Origin of the sequence: Achromobacter sp. UBA2119 (genome assembly GCF_002331005.1) — a bacterium.
Lineage (GTDB): Bacteria > Pseudomonadota > Gammaproteobacteria > Burkholderiales > Burkholderiaceae_B > Achromobacter > Achromobacter animicus.
Genome location: NZ_DCYD01000011.1, coordinates 38,061 through 54,592, shown reverse-complemented (window position 1 = coordinate 54,592; position 16,532 = coordinate 38,061). Strand labels below are relative to the sequence as shown.

The following is a 16,532-nucleotide window of genomic DNA, read 5'->3' as shown; positions in this document are numbered from 1 at the left end:
CGGAAGTGTGTGAAGCAATACAGATCACGGCACGATACGTGCAAATTCGACGCAAGTAACATGAAGAAACGTGCTGTAGCGCTGCACTAACAAAAGGTTGATGAAATACGGCCCCTGGTTACAACCTTGCTAGGTGCTTAAAAAATGCCCTTCTTCCGCCTCGTTGTCATCACAGGGGTCGTTGCATTGATGACCGGCTGTGTGTCGGTCAAGCCGCAGTCCGAAGCCGAGTACAAGCAGTCCCTGGCCGATGCCGAAAAGACGTTGGCGCAGAAAGACGCTGACCAGGCTGTCGCGCAATTTGAAGAGATCGCGCAGCGCAATCCGTCCAAGGGCGAACCCTGGTCCTACATCGCAAAGATCCGCTTCGATCAGCAGAAATATGGGCAGGCGATCGTTGCCGCCGACGAAACGTTGAGCCGCGATCCGGACGACTTCGTGGCCAAGACGGTGCGCGCCGTCGGTGGCTTGCGTGTGGCCATGCAGTCCCTGGCCGATGTGCGCGCCGACGCGCTGCTGGCCGGCAATGCCCGCCCGGACGCCGTGGCGCTTGCCGAGGCGATGCGTGAAACCCTGGGCCAGGACGTCCTGTTCCCCGAGGGACGCCGCCCGCCGCCCCGGCCGCGCCAACCGCGCAAGGTGGATCCGGCACCCGCAGTCAAACCGGCTGCCGGGCTGCCCGCCGCAGGAGCGACCGTCCCGGGAGCGCCCGCCGCGGGAGCGCCCGCCGCATCGCCTGCCGCATCCCCCGCCGCGTCCCCGTCTTCGCAACAACCCGCCAGCCCGCCTGCCCAGCAGCCCAATCGCGCGCCGAATCCGTTCGGCGACCTGCTGACCAAGTGATTCGCCTTGGGGCGCCGCCATGGCGGCGTCTCCCCGACCGACAGACAAGATCCTTTGCACGGAGCCGTCCATGGCCAAGAAAGAAAGCGTTCAGAAACGATTGCAGAAAGTCCGTCCGCCGCGCGTTCAGCTCACGTATGACGTGGAGAAGGGCGACGCCATCGAACAGAAGGAGCTTCCCTTCGTGGTCGGCGTGGTGGGCGACTTCTCTGCGCAGTCCGAGGCCGAGCTGCCCCGTCTGAAGGACCGCAAGTTCGTCAACATCGACGTCGACAACTTTGACGACGTGATGAGGGGACTGGAGCCCCGCGCGGCGTACCGCGTGAAGAACCGCCTGACTGATGAAGGCGGCACGTTCGGCGTCGACATGAAATTCCGCTCGATCGAGGATTTCCGTCCGGAAGCCGTCGTGCAGCAGGTGGATCCGCTGCGCGAGCTGCTGGACATCCGCACCAAGCTGGCCGATCTGCGCAACAAGCTTGCCGGCAACGACAAGCTGGAAGACCTGCTGGGCGAAGTGCTGACCAGCACCGAAAAGCTGCAACAGCTCACCAGCGAGACCGACAAGGGAGGCCGCAATGAGTAATTCCGCCGCCGCACAAAACACCGCCGCCACCGCCACCGCCACCGACGCGCAGAGCGGGCTGCTGGACCAGATCGTCGAGCAAAGCCGAGTCGCCAAATCCACCGCCGAGCACGACCGCGCCAAGGACATCATTGGCGAGCTGGTGCGTGAGGTGATGAAGGGCACCGTTGTCGTGTCCGACAACCTGTCGGCCATGCTGGACGCGCGCGTCGCCGAGCTCGACCGCCTGATCTCGGCCCAACTGAGCGAAGTGATGCATGCGCCCGAGTTCCAGAAGCTGGAGAGCACCTGGCGCGGCCTGCACTACCTGTGCCAGGAGACCGACACCAGCCCGATGCTGAAGATCAAGGTGCTGAACACGACCAAGCGCGACCTGGTGCGCGACTTCCAGACCGCGATCGATTTCGATCAGAGCCTGATGTTCAAGAAGGTGTACGAAGAGGAATTCGGCACGTTCGGCGGCGCGCCGTTCGGGGCGCTGCTGGGCAACTTCGAGATCACGCGCCAGCCCGAGGACATGTATTTCATCGAGCAGATGTCGCACGTGGCGGCCGCGTCGCACGCGCCGTTCATCGCGTCGGCGTCGCCGGAGCTGCTGGGGTTGGACAGCTTTGCCGATCTGGGTCGCCCGCGCGATCTGGCCAAGGTGTTCGATACCGTCGAATACACCAAATGGCGCAGCTTCCGCGATTCGGAAGATTCGCGCTATGTCGGCCTGACCATGCCGCGCTTTCTCGGCCGCCTGCCGTACGACCCGGTGGAAGGCACCACGGTCGAAGGCTTCAATTTCGTCGAGGACGTGGACGGCACCGACCATTCCAAGTACCTCTGGTGCAACGCCGCGTGGGCCTTCGGCGCACGCTTGACGGCGGCATTTGCGGACTTCGGCTGGTGCGCGGCGATCCGCGGCGTCGAAGGCGGCGGCTTGGTCGAGAATCTGCCCACGCATACGTTCAAGACGGACGACGGCGAAATCGCACTCAAGTGCCCGACCGAGATCGCCATCACTGACCGGCGCGAAAAGGAACTGAGCGATCAGGGCCTGATCCCGCTGGTGCATTGCAAGAACTCGGATTACGCCGCCTTCTTTGGCGCCCAATCGGTGCAGAAGGCCAAGAAGTACAACACGGACAGCGCCAACGCCAACGCGGTGTTGTCGGCGCAGCTGCAATACATCTTCTCGGTATCGCGCGTGGCGCACTACCTGAAGGCGATGATGCGCGACAAGATCGGCAGCTTCGCATCGGCGCAGTCCGTAGAGAGTTTCCTGAATCGCTGGGTATCGCAGTACGTGCTGCTGGACGACAACGCGACGCAGGAACAAAAGGCGCAGTTCCCGCTGCGCGAAGCATCGGTGCAAGTGGCCGAGGTGCCAGGCCGCCCTGGCGTCTTCCGTGCCGTGGCGTTCCTGCGGCCGCATTTCCAGCTTGACGAACTCTCGATCTCGTTGCGCCTGGTCGCCGAATTGCCGGCGCAGGCCCAGAAATCCTGAGCGTCATTGCACTGACAACTCATCCATCATCTGAAGAGGCTATCAACAATGAAGGACATCTACGTCAAGTTCGGCAATCCGGCGCTCAAGGGCGAGTCGCAAGACAAGGACCATCCGGACTGGATCGAAGTCAGTTCGTGGCGCCACGAGATCATCCAGCCGCGTTCGGCCACCGCATCGACCTCGGGCGGCCATACCGCCGAGCGCACCGAACACGGCGAAATGGTCTTCACCAAGGATCTGGACGTTGTCAGCCCGCTGCTGTATCAGCACGCGTCGGGCGGCACCACCTTTGACGAAGTGACCATCGACTTCCTGCGCGCCGACGGCGAAGGCAACCGCGTCAAGTACCTGGAGATCAAGCTCAAGTACGTGATCATTGCCCGCGTGGCGCCGGAAGTCGTGGCCGAAGGCCTGCCGCACGAAACGTTCTCGCTGAAGTACGCCGCCGTGCAGTGGAAGTACACGCAGCAGAAGGTGGGCGGCAATCAGGGCGGCAACGCCCAGGGCGCCTGGAGCCTGACCAAGAACGACAAGACCTACTCGGTCTGATCTCCGCCGGGCAGGCACGAAGACCGCGGCCCGAGAGGGTCGCCGTCCTTCTTTTGAGGCCCCGATGAAAGGATTCGAACCGAGTCTCTTCGACAAGCTGTTCGAAGCAGAGGGCCAGTCGCCCTATGCCTTGCGGCGCTTGTCGATCGAGGAGATGAAAGAGACGGTGGCGCGCGACATCGAGGCGCTGCTGAACACCCGCATGGTGTTCACCGAGGAGGACCTGCGGCGCTACCCGAACTGCCGGCGTTCCGTGCTGACGTACGGGCTGTCGGACTTTTCTGGGCTCAGCCTGGCCAGCCACTACGACCGCGAGTTCATCTGCCGTTCGCTCGAACAGGCGATTGCGCGCCACGAGCCCCGGCTGACGCACGTGCGGGTCATGCTGCAGGTCGACAGCCGGGCGACGTCGGTGCTGTATTTCGCGATCACGGCCATGCTGGATGTGGGGCCCGCCCACGAGCCCGTGACCTTCGACGCCACGCTGCAGCCCTCGACCTTGCAGTACTCCGTGACCAAGGGTTGGGCCAAAAGCCCGGCCACGGTCTAGCGCATCAACCCGCGGTGCAGGTGCCCTGGCGCGCCGGACAGGAAGACATCAATGGAAGAATTGCTGCCCTATTACGAGCGCGAACTTGGCTTCTTGCGCACCTCGTCGCGCGATTTTGCCGAGCGTTATCCGAAGATTGCCGCGCGGCTGGGGCTGTCGGGCGAGACCTGCGAGGATCCGCACGTCGAACGCATGATCGAGTCGTTCGCATTGCTGAGCGCGCGCATCAACAAGAAGCTGGACGACGATTACCCCGAATTCACCGAAGCGCTGTTCGAGGTGATGTATCCGCATTACCTGCGGCCGTTTCCTTCGTGCAGCGTGGCGCAGTTCGACTTGGGCGGCGCGGGCGCGCAATTGACCGCACCCGTGCGCATCGGGCGAGGCACCGAACTGAAATCCCATCCGGTACGCGGGGTGGCGTGTCGCTTTCGCACCGCCTATGACGTCACGCTGGCCCCCATCGAGGTCCGGCGCGCGGCGTTCGAGTCCAGCGCCAATGCGCCGGCCATGGCCAAGCTGCCGGCCGGCGTCACGGGCCGCTTCTCCATTACGCTGGGCTGCCTGGGCGAGAACCAGCATTTCGGCATGCCGGGCGTCGACCGGCTGCGTGTCTATCTGCACGGCGAACCGTCGTTCGTGGCGGCGCTGCGCGACGCCCTGTTCCTGCGCGCGGCTGCGGCCTATGTCGAGCTGCAGCCGGGACGGTGGGACCGCCTGGCCACGATTCCGCTGGCGCAGGTCGGGCTGGCCGAGGAAGATGCGCTGATCGACTTTCCCGCCAGCTCGCACCCGGCGTACCGCCTGCTGGCCGAATACTTCGTGTTCGCCGAGAAATTCAATTTCGTCGATATCGACCTGGCCGCGCTGCGTCCCCATCTGGGCGCCGTGCGGCAATTTACGCTGCACGTGCCGGTCAGCGGGGTGCGTGCCGATTCCAACACGGCGCGGCTGCTCGAATCGACATCGGCGGACAACCTGCGGCTGGGCTGCACGCCGGTGGTGAACCTGTTTGCGCAGCGCGCCGATCCGATCCGCGTGACGCACGCCGCGGCGTCGTATCCGGTGGTGGCCGATGCGCGTCGCGCGTACGGATACGAGGTCTATTCCATCGATCGCGTGCGTCAGGTGCGGCAGAACGCCCAGAACGATACGGTGGTGGACTTCCGGCCGTTCTATTCGCTGCATCACGGCGAATCGCCGGAGTCCGCCGGCCACTACTGGACCATGCGGCGCGATGCCTCGATGGCGCAACGCAGCCCGGGGTACGAGACCGAGATTTCCATCGTCGACATCGATTTCGATCCCTCGGTGCCGCAGACCGAAACCCTGAGCCTGGACCTGACGTGCACCAATCGCGACCTGCCGGCGAGCATCGCGGTGGGCCAATCGGGCGGCGACCTGTTCCTGGAAGGCGGTACGGTGGCGCGCAGCATCCGGATGCTGCGCCGGCCGACGCATTCGCACCGTTTCCAGCAGGGGCGCGCCGCCCACTGGCGGTTGATTTCGCATCTGGCGCTGAATCACCTGTCGCTCGTGCAGAGCGGCCTGCCCGCCTTGAAGGAAACGCTGCGCCTTTACGACCTGTCCGGGTCGGCGGTCGCCGCGCGTCAGATCGAAGGACTGATTGGCCTGGACTACAAACCGGCCACGCATTGGATGCCGGGCGAGCCTTTCGCCACATTCGTGCGCGGGATCGAGATCCGCCTGACCGTCAATGAAGATCACTTCGTGGGCACGAGTCTGCATACCTTCGTTGCCGTCATCAACCGCTTCTTTGGCCTGTACGTGCACGCCAACAGCTTTGTGCAATTGGTCGTGTTGTCGCGCCGCGGCGCAGAGGAATTACTACGATGCCCCCCATGCAACGGCGACGCCATCCTAGCGTGATGGACGCGCTGCTGGCAGAGCCGCAGCGCTTCAAGTTTTTCCAGGCCGTACGTCTGCTCGAGCAGTGCTTCGCGCGGCAGGAACGCGGCGCGACGCGCCATACGGTTCCCGTGCACCTGCGCTTTCCCAATGCCCCCGGGCTGGCGTTCCCGCCCAGCGAAGTCGTCGATGCGGTGGCGTATGACAAGGACGGCGAGGCGTTGGCCGACGAGGCGGCGCGCCAGGCTGCCATTGCCGAGGGACGGTTGGGCCGTGTGGAAGTGACGCCGGCATTGTTTGGTCTGCTGGGCGGGCAGGGGGCGCTGCCGCTGCATTATTCCGAGATGCTGGCAAACCGGGAGAGCCTGCGGCGCGACCGCGGCGCGCGCGCCTTTTTCGATATTTTCTCGAACCGGGCGGCGGCGCTGTTCTACGCCGCGTGGAAGAAGTACCGCATGCCGCTGCGGCACGAAACCGAACAGGACCATCACTTTCTGCCGCTGTTGCTGGCGCTGGGCGGGATCGGTCACCCGGCGCTACGCGACCGGTTGCACAGCGGCGCGGGCAAAGTGTTCGACGAGTCCGTGGCGCATTACGCGGCGGCCGCGCGCCAGCGGCCTGTTTCGGCGCCGATGCTGCAGCGCGTGTTGCAGGACTACTTCGGCGTGCCCCTGCGCGTGGAGCAGTTCGTGGGGCGCTGGTATGACGTGCCGCCGCAGAACCGTACCCGATTGGGACAGCCGGGCGCGGTACTGGGCGTGTCCGCCCTGGCGGGCGATCGCATCTGGCAGCGCGACCTGCGCATACGGTTGTGGATCGGACCGCTGCCGCGCCAGGCCTTCGCCGATTTCCTGCCGGGTGGCGAGCGCGCGCAGGCGCTGGAAAAGCTGTTGACGATGTTCGGCGGCATGACCTTCGAGTACGAGGTGCGGCTGGTGCTGGCGCGCGAGAGCGTCATGCCCTGCCAGCTCGGCGAGGGCGGCGACGTGCGCCTGGGCTGGAATTCTTTTCTGTGCACCGGGCCGGCCGCTGAGGACCGCGACGACGCCAGTTATGAACTGCACACCATCCATTGAACCGAAGACAAGCTAAAGACTCATGGCCACTCCGCTGAAGACGTTGATCGGGAAGTTGAATCAGACCTGCCGCCAGGCCGCCGAGCGCGCGGCCAGCCTGTGCATGGCACAAGGCCACTATGAAGTGGATCTCGAGCATCTGTTCCTGGCGCTGCTGGAAAAGCCGGCCAGCGACGTGAGCATCATTGCGCGGCGTTGCCACATCCAGGCTGATGCGCTGGAAGCCGATCTGAAGGCGGAGATCGACCGGTTCAAGAATGGCAACACGCGTACGCCCGTGTTTTCGGCGCATCTGCCCAAGCTGTTCGAACACGCGTGGCTGATCGCGTCGCTGGATACGCAGACCACCCGGATCCGTTCCGGACATCTGCTGCTGGCGCTGCTGACCGAGCCCGATCTGGCGCAACTGGCGCGCCGGGGCTCGCCGCTGTTCGAATCGTTCCGGCTGGACGAACTGAAACATGATTTCGCCGCCCTGACGCAAGGGTCGGAGGAGACGGGGCAGGCGGTGGGCTTGGCCGATGACGCGGGTGGGCAAGAAGCGCCCGGGCAGCCCGCGCCGGGCTTGTCGCAGACGCCCGCGCTGGACCAGTACACGACCAATCTCACCGAGCGTGCGCGGGAAGGCAAGATCGATCCGGTCATCGGGCGGGATGCCGAGATCCGCCAGATGATCGACATCCTGACGCGCCGGCGGCAGAACAATCCCATCCTGACCGGCGAGGCGGGCGTGGGCAAGACTGCGGTGGTCGAGGGGCTGGCGCTGCGCATTGTCGCGGACGACGTGCCGCCCGCCTTGGCCGGCGTCACGTTGCGCGTGCTGGACATGGGCCTGCTGCAAGCCGGCGCCAGCGTCAAGGGCGAGTTCGAAAACCGCCTGAAGAACGTGATCGACGAGGTCAAGAAGAGCCCGTCGCCCATCATTCTTTTCATCGACGAGGCGCACACGATGATCGGCGCTGGTGGGCAGGCGGGCCAGAACGATGCCGCCAATCTGCTCAAGCCCGCCCTGGCGCGCGGCGAGCTGCGCACCATCGCCGCCACGACCTGGAGCGAATACAAGAAGTACTTCGAGAAGGACGCCGCGCTGGCGCGGCGCTTCCAGGTCGTCAAGGTCGAGGAGCCGGACGAAGCGCTGGCGGCGTCGATGCTGCGTGGCATGGCGCCGCTGATGGAACGCCACTTCGGTGTGCGCGTCCTGGACGAGGCCATTGTTGCGGCCGCGCGGCTGTCGCATCGCTACATCACGGGCCGTCAGTTGCCGGACAAGGCCGTCAGCGTGCTCGACACGGCCTGCGCGCGCGTGGCGCTGGGCCGCAGCGCCACGCCGGCGCTGATCGACGATGCGCGCCATCGCCTGACGCGGCTGCGCACCGAACGGGAGGCCCTGCGGCGCGAGGCCGCCACGGGGGCGCCGCAAGCGCGGCTGGCGGAACTGGACGCGGAGATCGCCAGCGTGGAAGCGGCGCTGGCCGACGCGGAAGGGCGGTACGCGGCTGAGATGGCGCTGGTCGACAGGATCCAGGCCTTGCGCGCCGAACTGGAAGCCCAGGGCCAGGATGCGCCGAACGCGGACGCTTCCGCGGCGCCACCCGCCGCGCCGGCTTCCGGCCGCCGCAAGCCGGCGCCCGCGCCGCTTACGCCCGAGCAGCAGCGCCTGGCCGGGCTGATGGACGAGCTGCGCGCCTTGCAGGGCGAGCAGCCGCTGGTGCCCGCCTGCGTGGACGCCCAGATCGTGGCCGAGATCATTTCGGCCTGGACCGGCATTCCGCTGGGCCGCATGGTGAACGACGAGATCCGCACCGTGCTGCAATTGCAGCCCATGCTGGCCGAGCGCGTCATCGGCCAGGACCACGCGCTGCATGCCATCGCGCAGCGTGTGCGCACGGCCCGCGCCGGGCTGGAAGATCCGGACAAGCCCAAGGGCGTGTTCCTGTTCGTGGGCCCGTCGGGCGTGGGCAAGACCGAGACGGCGCTGGCGCTGGCCGACATTCTTTACGGCGGCGAGCGCAAGCTGGTCACGATCAACATGAGCGAGTACCAGGAGGCCCACAGCATTTCCGGACTGAAGGGCTCGCCGCCCGGATATGTCGGCTACGGCGAGGGCGGCGTGCTGACCGAGGCGGTGCGGCGCCAGCCCTACAGCGTGGTGCTGCTGGACGAGATAGAAAAGGCCCATCCCGATGTGCTGGAACTGTTCTTCCAGGTGTTCGACAAGGGTGTGATGGACGATGCGGAAGGGCGCGAGATCGACTTTCGCAACACGCTCATCATCCTGACGTCCAACGTGGGGTCCAGCACCATCATGCAGGCCTGCCTGAACAAGCCGGCCAGTGAGCGCCCGTCGCCGGAGCAGTTGGCGGAACTGCTGGCGCCGCAGTTGTACAAGGCGTTCAAGCCGGCGTTTCTGGGCCGAATGAAGACGATTCCGTACTACCCGGTGGACGACGACGCGCTGGCGCACATCATTGGCCTGAAGCTCGGCCGCATCGCGCGCCGCGTCCAGGCCACGCACCGCGCGGCGTTCGACTGGGACGACGGATTGGTGGAAGCCGTGCTGGCCCGCTGCACCGAGGTCGACACGGGCGCGCGCAATGTGGACCATATTTTGAACGGCGCGCTGCTGCCGGAGATCGCCGAGCAGGTGCTTGGCCGCATGTCGCAGGGTGAGGCCATCGCCAAGATCCGTGTGACCGCGGGCAAGAACGGCGAGTTCCGGTTCCGGATGAGCTGACGAGGGAGACGCAGACATGGCCCTTGAATCCGCTGCCGCCGGCCCGCTGGGCGCAGGCTTTACGCAGGCCGATCGCCTGTTGGACCTGGCCACGCCGCTGGGTCCGGACACCTTGCTGGCCGAGCGGCTGCAGGGCCGGGAGCAGTTGAGCGGCGGCGGCTTCGTGCTGGACGTGGACGCGCTGTCCGGTGATGCCCACATCCCGCTGAAGTCGCTGATCGGCCAATCCGCGCAGGTCAAGCTGCAGACCGCCTTGGGCCGGGACGAACACCGCGTGTGGTGCGGCGTGGTGACCGAGGCGCGCTTCGAGGGCGCCAATGGCGGCTTTGCGCGCTACCGCCTGCGCATCGAGCCATGGCTGGCGCTGCTGCGCCAGCGGCGCGACAGTTTTGCGTTCCAGGACCTGTCGGTGATCGACATCGTCGACAGCGTGTTTGGCGATTACAAGGGCCAGGGTGCGCTTGCGCCCCAATGGCGCTGGGAAGTGAAGGATCGCGATGCTTACGCCAAGCGCAGCCTGACGATTCAGTATCGCGAAACCGACTTCGCTTTCGTGGAGCGTCTGCTGGCGGAAGAGGGGCTGTTCTATTGGGTCGAACATGAAGGCGGCGACGGGGAACCCGGTACCCATACGATCGTGATCGCCGATCACAATGGCGCATTCGAGACCGGCCCGCAGGACAGCGTTCCCTTCCAGCGCGCCGATGCGACCGAGGAACAGGACTCCATCCAGGCCTGGCGCCAGCACCGCGCATGGCGCACGAATGCCGTGCGGCTGGCCACCTGGGACTATCGCGCCATGCAGGCGCGCAAGGTCAGCGCCCAGGTCGAAGACAAGTTCGCCAATGCGCTGGAACTGGCCGACTCGGATTACCCCGGGCAATATCTGTACGAAGACAGCGCGCAGGGCGAGCGGCTGGCGCACAACGCGCTGGCCGCGCAGCGCGTTCGCCAGTCGTTGTTCGAGGGCGAAGGCACCGTGCGCACCCTGGCGCCGGGTCAGCGCTTCACGTTGACCGGCCATTGGGAGCCCTCGCAAGGCGCAGGGGCGGACTTCGTGGTCATCGGCATCCGCCACGAAGCGCGCAACAACTTCGACGAAAGCCTCGGGCAGGCCGTGGCGCAGGCGCTGGGCGCGGCGGGCGGCGGGGCTGTGGAAAAGGCGGATGGCGAGGCGGCGGACTTCTATCGCAATCGCTTCGAGGCCATTGCCGCCACGCTGGAGTACCGGCCCAGCACACGCGATGGCCACGGCGCGCGCCTGCATCCGCGCCCCACCGTGCACGGCGCGCAGACTGCGCTGGTGGTGGGCGCCGGCGATTCGGTGCACACCGACCGCGATCATCGCATCAAGATCCAGTTCCACTGGCAGCGCGGCAGCGCGTCGAGCAGCCGGCAGGACCATCCGGCCGGCGACGACAATGCGCCCGCCAGCGAGGCGCTGGGCACCTGGGTGCGTGTGGCCGAGCCCGTCGCCGGATCGGATTGGGGCGGGCATTTCGTTCCCCGGCTGGGACAGGAGGTGCTGGTGCAGTTCCTGCATGGCGATATCGACCGGCCTGTCGTCGTGGGCGCGCTGTACAACGGCGCGGGCACGGAAAACGCCGCCAACAACCAGGTGCAGGGCGGCGCGGCCAAGGCGACCGGCAATGCGCCCGCCTGGTTCGCGGGCAGCGAAGCGGGGCACGCGCATAACGTGGTGATGTCGGGCTTCAAGACCCAGGCGCTGGCGTCCAGCGGGCAGGGCATGGGCGGCTACAACCAGCTCGTGCAGGACGACACGCCGGGCCAGTCGCGGTTGACGGCCTCGACCACGCAGGCCGAATCGCGATTGAACCTGGGGCACTTGAAGCAGCAGCGCGACAACGAGCGGCTGTCGGATCTGGGCCATGGCGCCGAGCTGGCGACGGCCGAGGCGCTGGCGCTGCGGGCGGGGGAAGGCCTGCTCATCAGCGCCCACAAGCGCGAGGACGCAACGGGCGGCCTGCTGGACAGCGAAGAGGCCATCCAGCAAATGGAAAAGGCCATCGAGCAGGCCGCCGAGCTGTCCGCAACGGCCGGCCGCCAGGAGGCCCTGTTGCCCGGCGACAACGACAAGCCGCGGGCGCTGAACGAGCTGAATGCAGTGCGCGAGATCATCGAAGGCACCAAGTCCGACGCAGAACACAATGTGCCGGCCTACACCCAGCCGCACATCCAGGTCAGCGCGCCCAGCGGAATCGGGCAATACACGCCGCATAACGCGTACACGGTGGCCGGCGCCACGCTGTGCCAGATTGCCCCGGACGTGAACTGGGCGGCGGGCGCAAATCTGGCGATGTGCGTGGCGCAGGGCGTCGCGCTCTTTACCAAGGGACTGGGCGGCAGCGGAAGGGCGGTGCAAGAGCAAGGCATCCGCCTGCACGCCGCCGGTGGAAAGCTGCGGCTCCAGAGCCAGAAGGCCCGCATGCGGCTGGCGGCGGAAAAGGCGGTGACGCTGGCGTCGGCGCAGGGCGCGGTGGACGTCAATGCGTCCAAGAAGGTGCTGGCGACGGCCGCGGGTGCGTACATGCGGATCGAGGGTGGTGGCATCCAGCTGCATGCGCCCGGCAAGGTGGAACTGAAGGCCGGTGTGCACAACTGGGTGGGACCGCAAAGCGGCGCCGGACCCGCGCAGCCGCCGCAGGGCGACATGGAAGGCTGCGCCGCGGCGCTCGAAGACGCGGCCGGCAGCGGCGCGCTGGCGGCATGACGATGGACATGACGTTGGACATGACGACCCGCCAGCCCGAGTATTGGACGCCCGCCGCCGAGGCCCGCGTCGAGCACGCCATTGCGGGCCTGCGCGCGGTGCTGGACGCGCGCGCCGACCGCCGCGTGCTGCTGTTGTGCGATTCGACGCTGGCCGATCCGCTGGGCGAGGACATCGCATCGGCCGGTCTGCGGCGCTGCGAGGTCGACCTGATTTCACAAGGGGCAAGCGCGCCGCCCTTGTATCTGGCCGAGGTGCCGGATGAAGTGCGGCACGAACGTCTGATCAACCGCAGCCTGCGGCTGGCGGTGGACGAGGCGGTGCGCCCGGCGCCGGCGGCCAAACGGCCGCGCTCGATGTCGGCATGGCTGGCCACCGATCTGCCGCTGGCCGAGGTCGCGCAGCGCCTGGTGCTGCGCGCGCGCCTGCGCGATGCGCAGGGGCGCGTGCGCATCCTGCGGTTCTGGGACCCGCGCACCACGCAGTTCCAGAGCGAGCTGTACGCGCGCACCGCGCCGGCCTCCTGGATCGAGGGCGTCACGTGGATGAGCGTGGACGGGTTCGGCCAGTGGCAGACGCTGCCGGACGCGCGCGGCCCGATGCAGACCGTCACGCCCGATTGGCCGCGCCTGGCGCGGCTGGGCCGCGTCAACGCCGTCCTGCAACGGTTGAATGCGCAGGGGCTGTGTTATGAGACGCCGGCGCTGGAAGCGGTACGGCGCGCGCTGGATGCCGCCGCGGGGTGCGGCATCGCCGATGACGAGGACGCGGCGCTGTTCGCGGCCTGGCGCGTGCGACTGGACGCGCCGCTGGAATGCGCGCCCTCGTTCCTGGCGTTGCTGCGCGAAGTGCGCGAGGAAGGCGGCCGCCTGTATCGCGCCGCCGAGGACATGGACGACGAGGATTGGCAGGCGTTTGCGCACGAGGCGCAGGCGCGGGAGGATCTGCAAGCATGACGACTGACTACGACGCGCTGCCCTGCAAGGGCAAGTTCTGCGGCCGGCCGGGCCTGCCCATCCTGCCCATGCGGATCGCCTATGTGCCGGGCGGCAAGAACGACCTGCCCGACGGCGTGTACATGGATCCGGAGCTGTACTACGAGACCATGCGCCAGGGCGCCTACATGCTGCGCGCCATCACCGCCGGCTACGTCTACATCTGGGATCCGCGCCGCAGCTACGGTTGGCGCGCATTCGCGGCGACGGCGACGGGCCAGATGAAGGAAGTGCCGGTCGACGACGACAACCGTCCGTCCGAACAGCCCACGTTCACGTGCACGCGCGAGGGGCACGGCCTGGAATCCACGCTGATCAACGTCGAGGCGCCGGCCAACGCGTCTCGCACGGTGTGGGTGGGATATTCGCGCGTATGGTGGACGCGCGACATCCGCCGCGATCTGACCCGCGACGAACGCTGGCGCAAGAAGATCATGGTGGAGCTGGACGCCAAGGCGGTGTGGGGCGGCGGGTATCCCAAGCCCGAGACCGGCTACCGCGTGGCCGAGGACGGCGCCAATCTGGCCAAGCACTCGATCGAGTTCCGCGACGCGGCCGGCGCCGCCACGCTATTCAGCAATACGCTGTCCCCGGCCGTCAACGTGTTCGGCGGGCAGGGCGCGGCCGTTGCGGCCAAGATGCGGCAGATGACGCCCAAGGGCGGCATCGTGCTCGCGCTGCGCGACCCCGTCGGCATCCTGGCCGACGTGGCGACGTGGCGCAACAAATGCATGGGCGAGCTGGCCGAACACCATCTGGACCCCACGCGCATGCGCGAAGTGGGCGTCGCGCAGATCATCGACGGCCTGCAGAAGCAGATGGGCAACACGGGCGACGAGATCCGGCGCCTGCGCGAACGTGTCGATACCGGCAAGGTCGCCAAGACGCTCAGCGACAACAAGGTCGCGATCGACCGCATGCGCGAGAAGATCGAAGGGGCGGGCAAGGACTGGGCGTGGTGGTATGGCCGCGAAGCGTTCTGGCTGGCGCTCAAGGCCTATTCGCCCAAGGACGCCGCGGCCGGCGAGCGGCTGGAAGAGGACATGGCGCTGTGCGTGGATGGCGCGGGCGCGATCGAAAGCGAACACAAGGCCATCGACGATTCGCTCAAGGACGAGGACAGCGACAGCACCTATGCGGCGATCTGGCGCGCGCTGGCGGCGAACGACGGCGAGCTGCTGGGTTTCCTGGACCGCGAGGCCAAGGGCAAGGTGATCTCCAAGCAGGTCTCCAATGTCCGCCGGATGATCAAGAGCTACAACGACTGGATCAAGGCGCGGGCGGCCAAGGGCCAATTGCCGCCGATGCGGGTGGCTGGCGCGGCGATCGGCCGGTTCATGGCGACGCAGCTGCTGCGGCTGACCCTGGCGGGCGACCCCATCGCCGAACGTGTCGCGGCGCGGGTCACGCTGACGATGTCGGCGCGGATGAACGTCGTGATGGCCGTGCGCACGCATACGACCACCTTGCCGCGGATGATCGCGGACATGCACCAGATTGTCTGGGAACCGAACCCGGCGACGGTGACGGTGGGCGCGGGCAGCAGCGAGGGCCTCGGTGCGAGCAAGCAGATGCAGTCCGGCTGGATGGGCACGCAGGCCGAACGCTCCACGCCGGTCACGCTCAACTACATCATTCCCGAAGAAGTGGATGCGCAGTTGAACGCCGCGGCGGCGGCGCCGCCCCGTCCCGGCGGCGGCCCATCGCCGGCGCTTGCGCTACCGGCGCCCGCGCCCGTGCTGGCGCTGCCCGCACCGACCATGTCGCCGCTGGCGGGCCTGGTCAAGTGGGCAAAGTCCAAGGACGGCGCGAATGCGGGGGCGACTGGCGTGCTGACGCTGGTGGCGCTGTATGCGTCGGTCTCGGACTTGCGCAACGCGCAGGTTGTGCAGGACGCCAAGGCCGCGCGCAAGGCATGGTTCGGCATCACGTCGGGGGTGTTGGGCGTGGGCAGCGTCGCGATCGAAGTGACCGCGGGCGCGATCGGTGCACGCGTGGGCGCCAACACCGCCTTCACGATGAACCTGAAATTGAACATGCGCCTGACTGCGGTGCGGACGGCCGGCGCCGTGTTTGCGGCAGCGGCCACGTTCGTCGACGGTGCCAACAACGCGCTGAATGCGATCGACCAGTACGATGTGAAGAACTACGAGGCGGGCAACGCCTATGCCACCTCATCCGTGTTCCTGCTGTTGTCCGGGTTGACCGGCGTGGCCACCGCCCTGGTTTCGTTGGGTGGCGCATTCAGCACGGCCGGGGTGGTGGCGGGCGCGGGGGGCTTTGGCAGCGCGATGGTCGGCCTTACCAGCGGCGGCACGGTGCTGCTGGGTATTCCCGTGTGGGGATGGATTGCGCTGGGCCTGTGCCTTCTGGCTGCCGGGTTGTACTTCAAATTCTGGGGCGACAGCGCCAAGGAAAGCGAACTGGAAGTCTGGTTCACGCGTTGCTGCATGCGCTCCGCGCAGTTCTCGGACGTGAAGGATCGCGAACTCTATGCGACCCGGGAAGAGGAACTTGAGGATTTCAACTGGGCCGTGTTCGGCGTGCGCGTGATGCTGGAGTGGAAGGGCTTTAAGCAGGGGGAAATCTTTGGCCGCGATCGTTTGGTGCTGGACGTGGTGATGCCGGGCTATACCGAACACAGCGATTACGCATACATCCTGAAGCTCGTCGGACCGGGCATCAGCGTCATCGTGGCAAGCAAGGGATCCCCGCGCGCGACGGACCCGGATCTGCTGCCGCGTGGACCATCCGATATGCAATGGGTGCAGGGGCGCCCGCGCGAGGAGACCTGGGCCGACCGTGTGGACAACTACGTCGACAATATGACCTCCCGTCCCGGGTGGGCGGATGCCTGGCGCTGGATACGCAAGGATCGCAGCCAATCCATCGAGTTCACCGCCAAGCCTTGGGACGAGTCGGTTCAGTTCAATGTGAGCAGCGGCCGCGGGGTGCTGCGCACGGAGGTGCTGGTCGATGACGATATTTTCAATGAAGCGATCCTGAAGGTCGAATACTGGCCCGACCCGGACCGCATGCCCGACATCCGCTCGGTGCCCATGGGCCCCGGCGGTTCAAATCTTGTAAGAGCGACTAACTGACAA

At 66.7% G+C, this 16,532-nt stretch carries 11 protein-coding genes; all 11 read left to right on the top strand.

Annotation, left to right across the window (positions count from 1 at the left end):
* Nucleotides 1–144 precede the first annotated feature (144 nt).
* The 11 genes from B3098_RS10315 to B3098_RS10265 all read left to right on the top strand — a co-directional run bounded on the left by B3098_RS10315 (nt 145) and on the right by B3098_RS10265 (nt 16,529).
* Nucleotides 145–843 carry a tetratricopeptide repeat protein gene (locus B3098_RS10315; RefSeq protein ID WP_286895799.1) on the top strand — a complete coding sequence of 233 codons (699 nt, stop codon included), beginning with the start codon at nt 145–147 and terminating at the stop codon, nt 841–843.
* A 70-nt stretch (nt 844–913) separates the two neighbouring features.
* Nucleotides 914–1,429 carry a type VI secretion system contractile sheath small subunit gene (gene tssB / locus B3098_RS10310; RefSeq protein ID WP_008168611.1) on the top strand — a complete coding sequence of 172 codons (516 nt, stop codon included), beginning with the start codon at nt 914–916 and terminating at the stop codon, nt 1,427–1,429.
* Entirely contained in the window at nt 1,422–2,921 is a 1,500-nt protein-coding gene (gene tssC / locus B3098_RS10305; protein WP_286895795.1) for a type VI secretion system contractile sheath large subunit, read from the top strand. The genes tssB and tssC overlap by 8 nt, the downstream gene beginning before the upstream one ends.
* A gap of 48 nt (nt 2,922–2,969) precedes the next feature.
* Entirely contained in the window at nt 2,970–3,473 is a 504-nt protein-coding gene (locus tag B3098_RS10300; protein ID WP_105237422.1) for an Hcp family type VI secretion system effector, read from the top strand.
* A gap of 64 nt (nt 3,474–3,537) precedes the next feature.
* Nucleotides 3,538–4,023 carry a type VI secretion system baseplate subunit TssE gene (gene tssE / locus B3098_RS10295; RefSeq protein WP_105237423.1) on the top strand — a complete coding sequence of 162 codons (486 nt, stop codon included), beginning with the start codon at nt 3,538–3,540 and terminating at the stop codon, nt 4,021–4,023.
* Nucleotides 4,024–4,074: 51 nt separating this feature from the next.
* Nucleotides 4,075–5,913, top strand: a complete 1,839-nt coding sequence (gene tssF / locus B3098_RS10290) for a type VI secretion system baseplate subunit TssF (RefSeq protein ID WP_286895789.1) — start codon at nt 4,075–4,077, stop codon at nt 5,911–5,913.
* Nucleotides 5,877–6,968 carry a type VI secretion system baseplate subunit TssG gene (gene tssG, locus B3098_RS10285; protein ID WP_286895787.1) on the top strand — a complete coding sequence of 364 codons (1,092 nt, stop codon included), beginning with the start codon at nt 5,877–5,879 and terminating at the stop codon, nt 6,966–6,968. The genes tssF and tssG overlap by 37 nt, the downstream gene beginning before the upstream one ends.
* A gap of 22 nt (nt 6,969–6,990) precedes the next feature.
* The gene (gene tssH, locus B3098_RS10280) at nt 6,991–9,702 is read left to right on the top strand and encodes a type VI secretion system ATPase TssH (protein ID WP_286895785.1); all 2,712 of its coding nucleotides are present in this window, start codon (nt 6,991–6,993) and stop codon (nt 9,700–9,702) included.
* 16 nt (nt 9,703–9,718) lie between these two features.
* Nucleotides 9,719–12,433: a type VI secretion system Vgr family protein gene (locus B3098_RS10275; protein WP_286895782.1), complete on the top strand. Its 2,715-nt coding sequence runs from the start codon at nt 9,719–9,721 to the stop codon at nt 12,431–12,433.
* Nucleotides 12,430–13,389 carry a DUF4123 domain-containing protein gene (locus tag B3098_RS10270; RefSeq protein WP_286895781.1) on the top strand — a complete coding sequence of 320 codons (960 nt, stop codon included), beginning with the start codon at nt 12,430–12,432 and terminating at the stop codon, nt 13,387–13,389. The genes B3098_RS10275 and B3098_RS10270 overlap by 4 nt, the downstream gene beginning before the upstream one ends.
* The gene (locus B3098_RS10265; protein WP_286895779.1) at nt 13,386–16,529 is read left to right on the top strand and encodes a T6SS effector BTH_I2691 family protein; all 3,144 of its coding nucleotides are present in this window, start codon (nt 13,386–13,388) and stop codon (nt 16,527–16,529) included. The genes B3098_RS10270 and B3098_RS10265 overlap by 4 nt, the downstream gene beginning before the upstream one ends.
* The last annotated feature ends 3 nt before the right edge of the window (nt 16,530–16,532 follow it).

Coding starts and splice junctions, on each gene's coding strand:
- B3098_RS10315 (WP_286895799.1), top strand. CDS start 145: ATGCCCTTCTTCCGCCTCGTTGTCATCACAGGGGTCGTTGCATTGATG.
- tssB (WP_008168611.1), top strand. CDS start 914: ATGGCCAAGAAAGAAAGCGTTCAGAAACGATTGCAGAAAGTCCGTCCG.
- tssC (WP_286895795.1), top strand. CDS start 1,422: ATGAGTAATTCCGCCGCCGCACAAAACACCGCCGCCACCGCCACCGCC.
- B3098_RS10300 (WP_105237422.1), top strand. CDS start 2,970: ATGAAGGACATCTACGTCAAGTTCGGCAATCCGGCGCTCAAGGGCGAG.
- tssE (WP_105237423.1), top strand. CDS start 3,538: ATGAAAGGATTCGAACCGAGTCTCTTCGACAAGCTGTTCGAAGCAGAG.
- tssF (WP_286895789.1), top strand. CDS start 4,075: ATGGAAGAATTGCTGCCCTATTACGAGCGCGAACTTGGCTTCTTGCGC.
- tssG (WP_286895787.1), top strand. CDS start 5,877: ATGCCCCCCATGCAACGGCGACGCCATCCTAGCGTGATGGACGCGCTG.
- tssH (WP_286895785.1), top strand. CDS start 6,991: ATGGCCACTCCGCTGAAGACGTTGATCGGGAAGTTGAATCAGACCTGC.
- B3098_RS10275 (WP_286895782.1), top strand. CDS start 9,719: ATGGCCCTTGAATCCGCTGCCGCCGGCCCGCTGGGCGCAGGCTTTACG.
- B3098_RS10270 (WP_286895781.1), top strand. CDS start 12,430: ATGACGATGGACATGACGTTGGACATGACGACCCGCCAGCCCGAGTAT.
- B3098_RS10265 (WP_286895779.1), top strand. CDS start 13,386: ATGACGACTGACTACGACGCGCTGCCCTGCAAGGGCAAGTTCTGCGGC.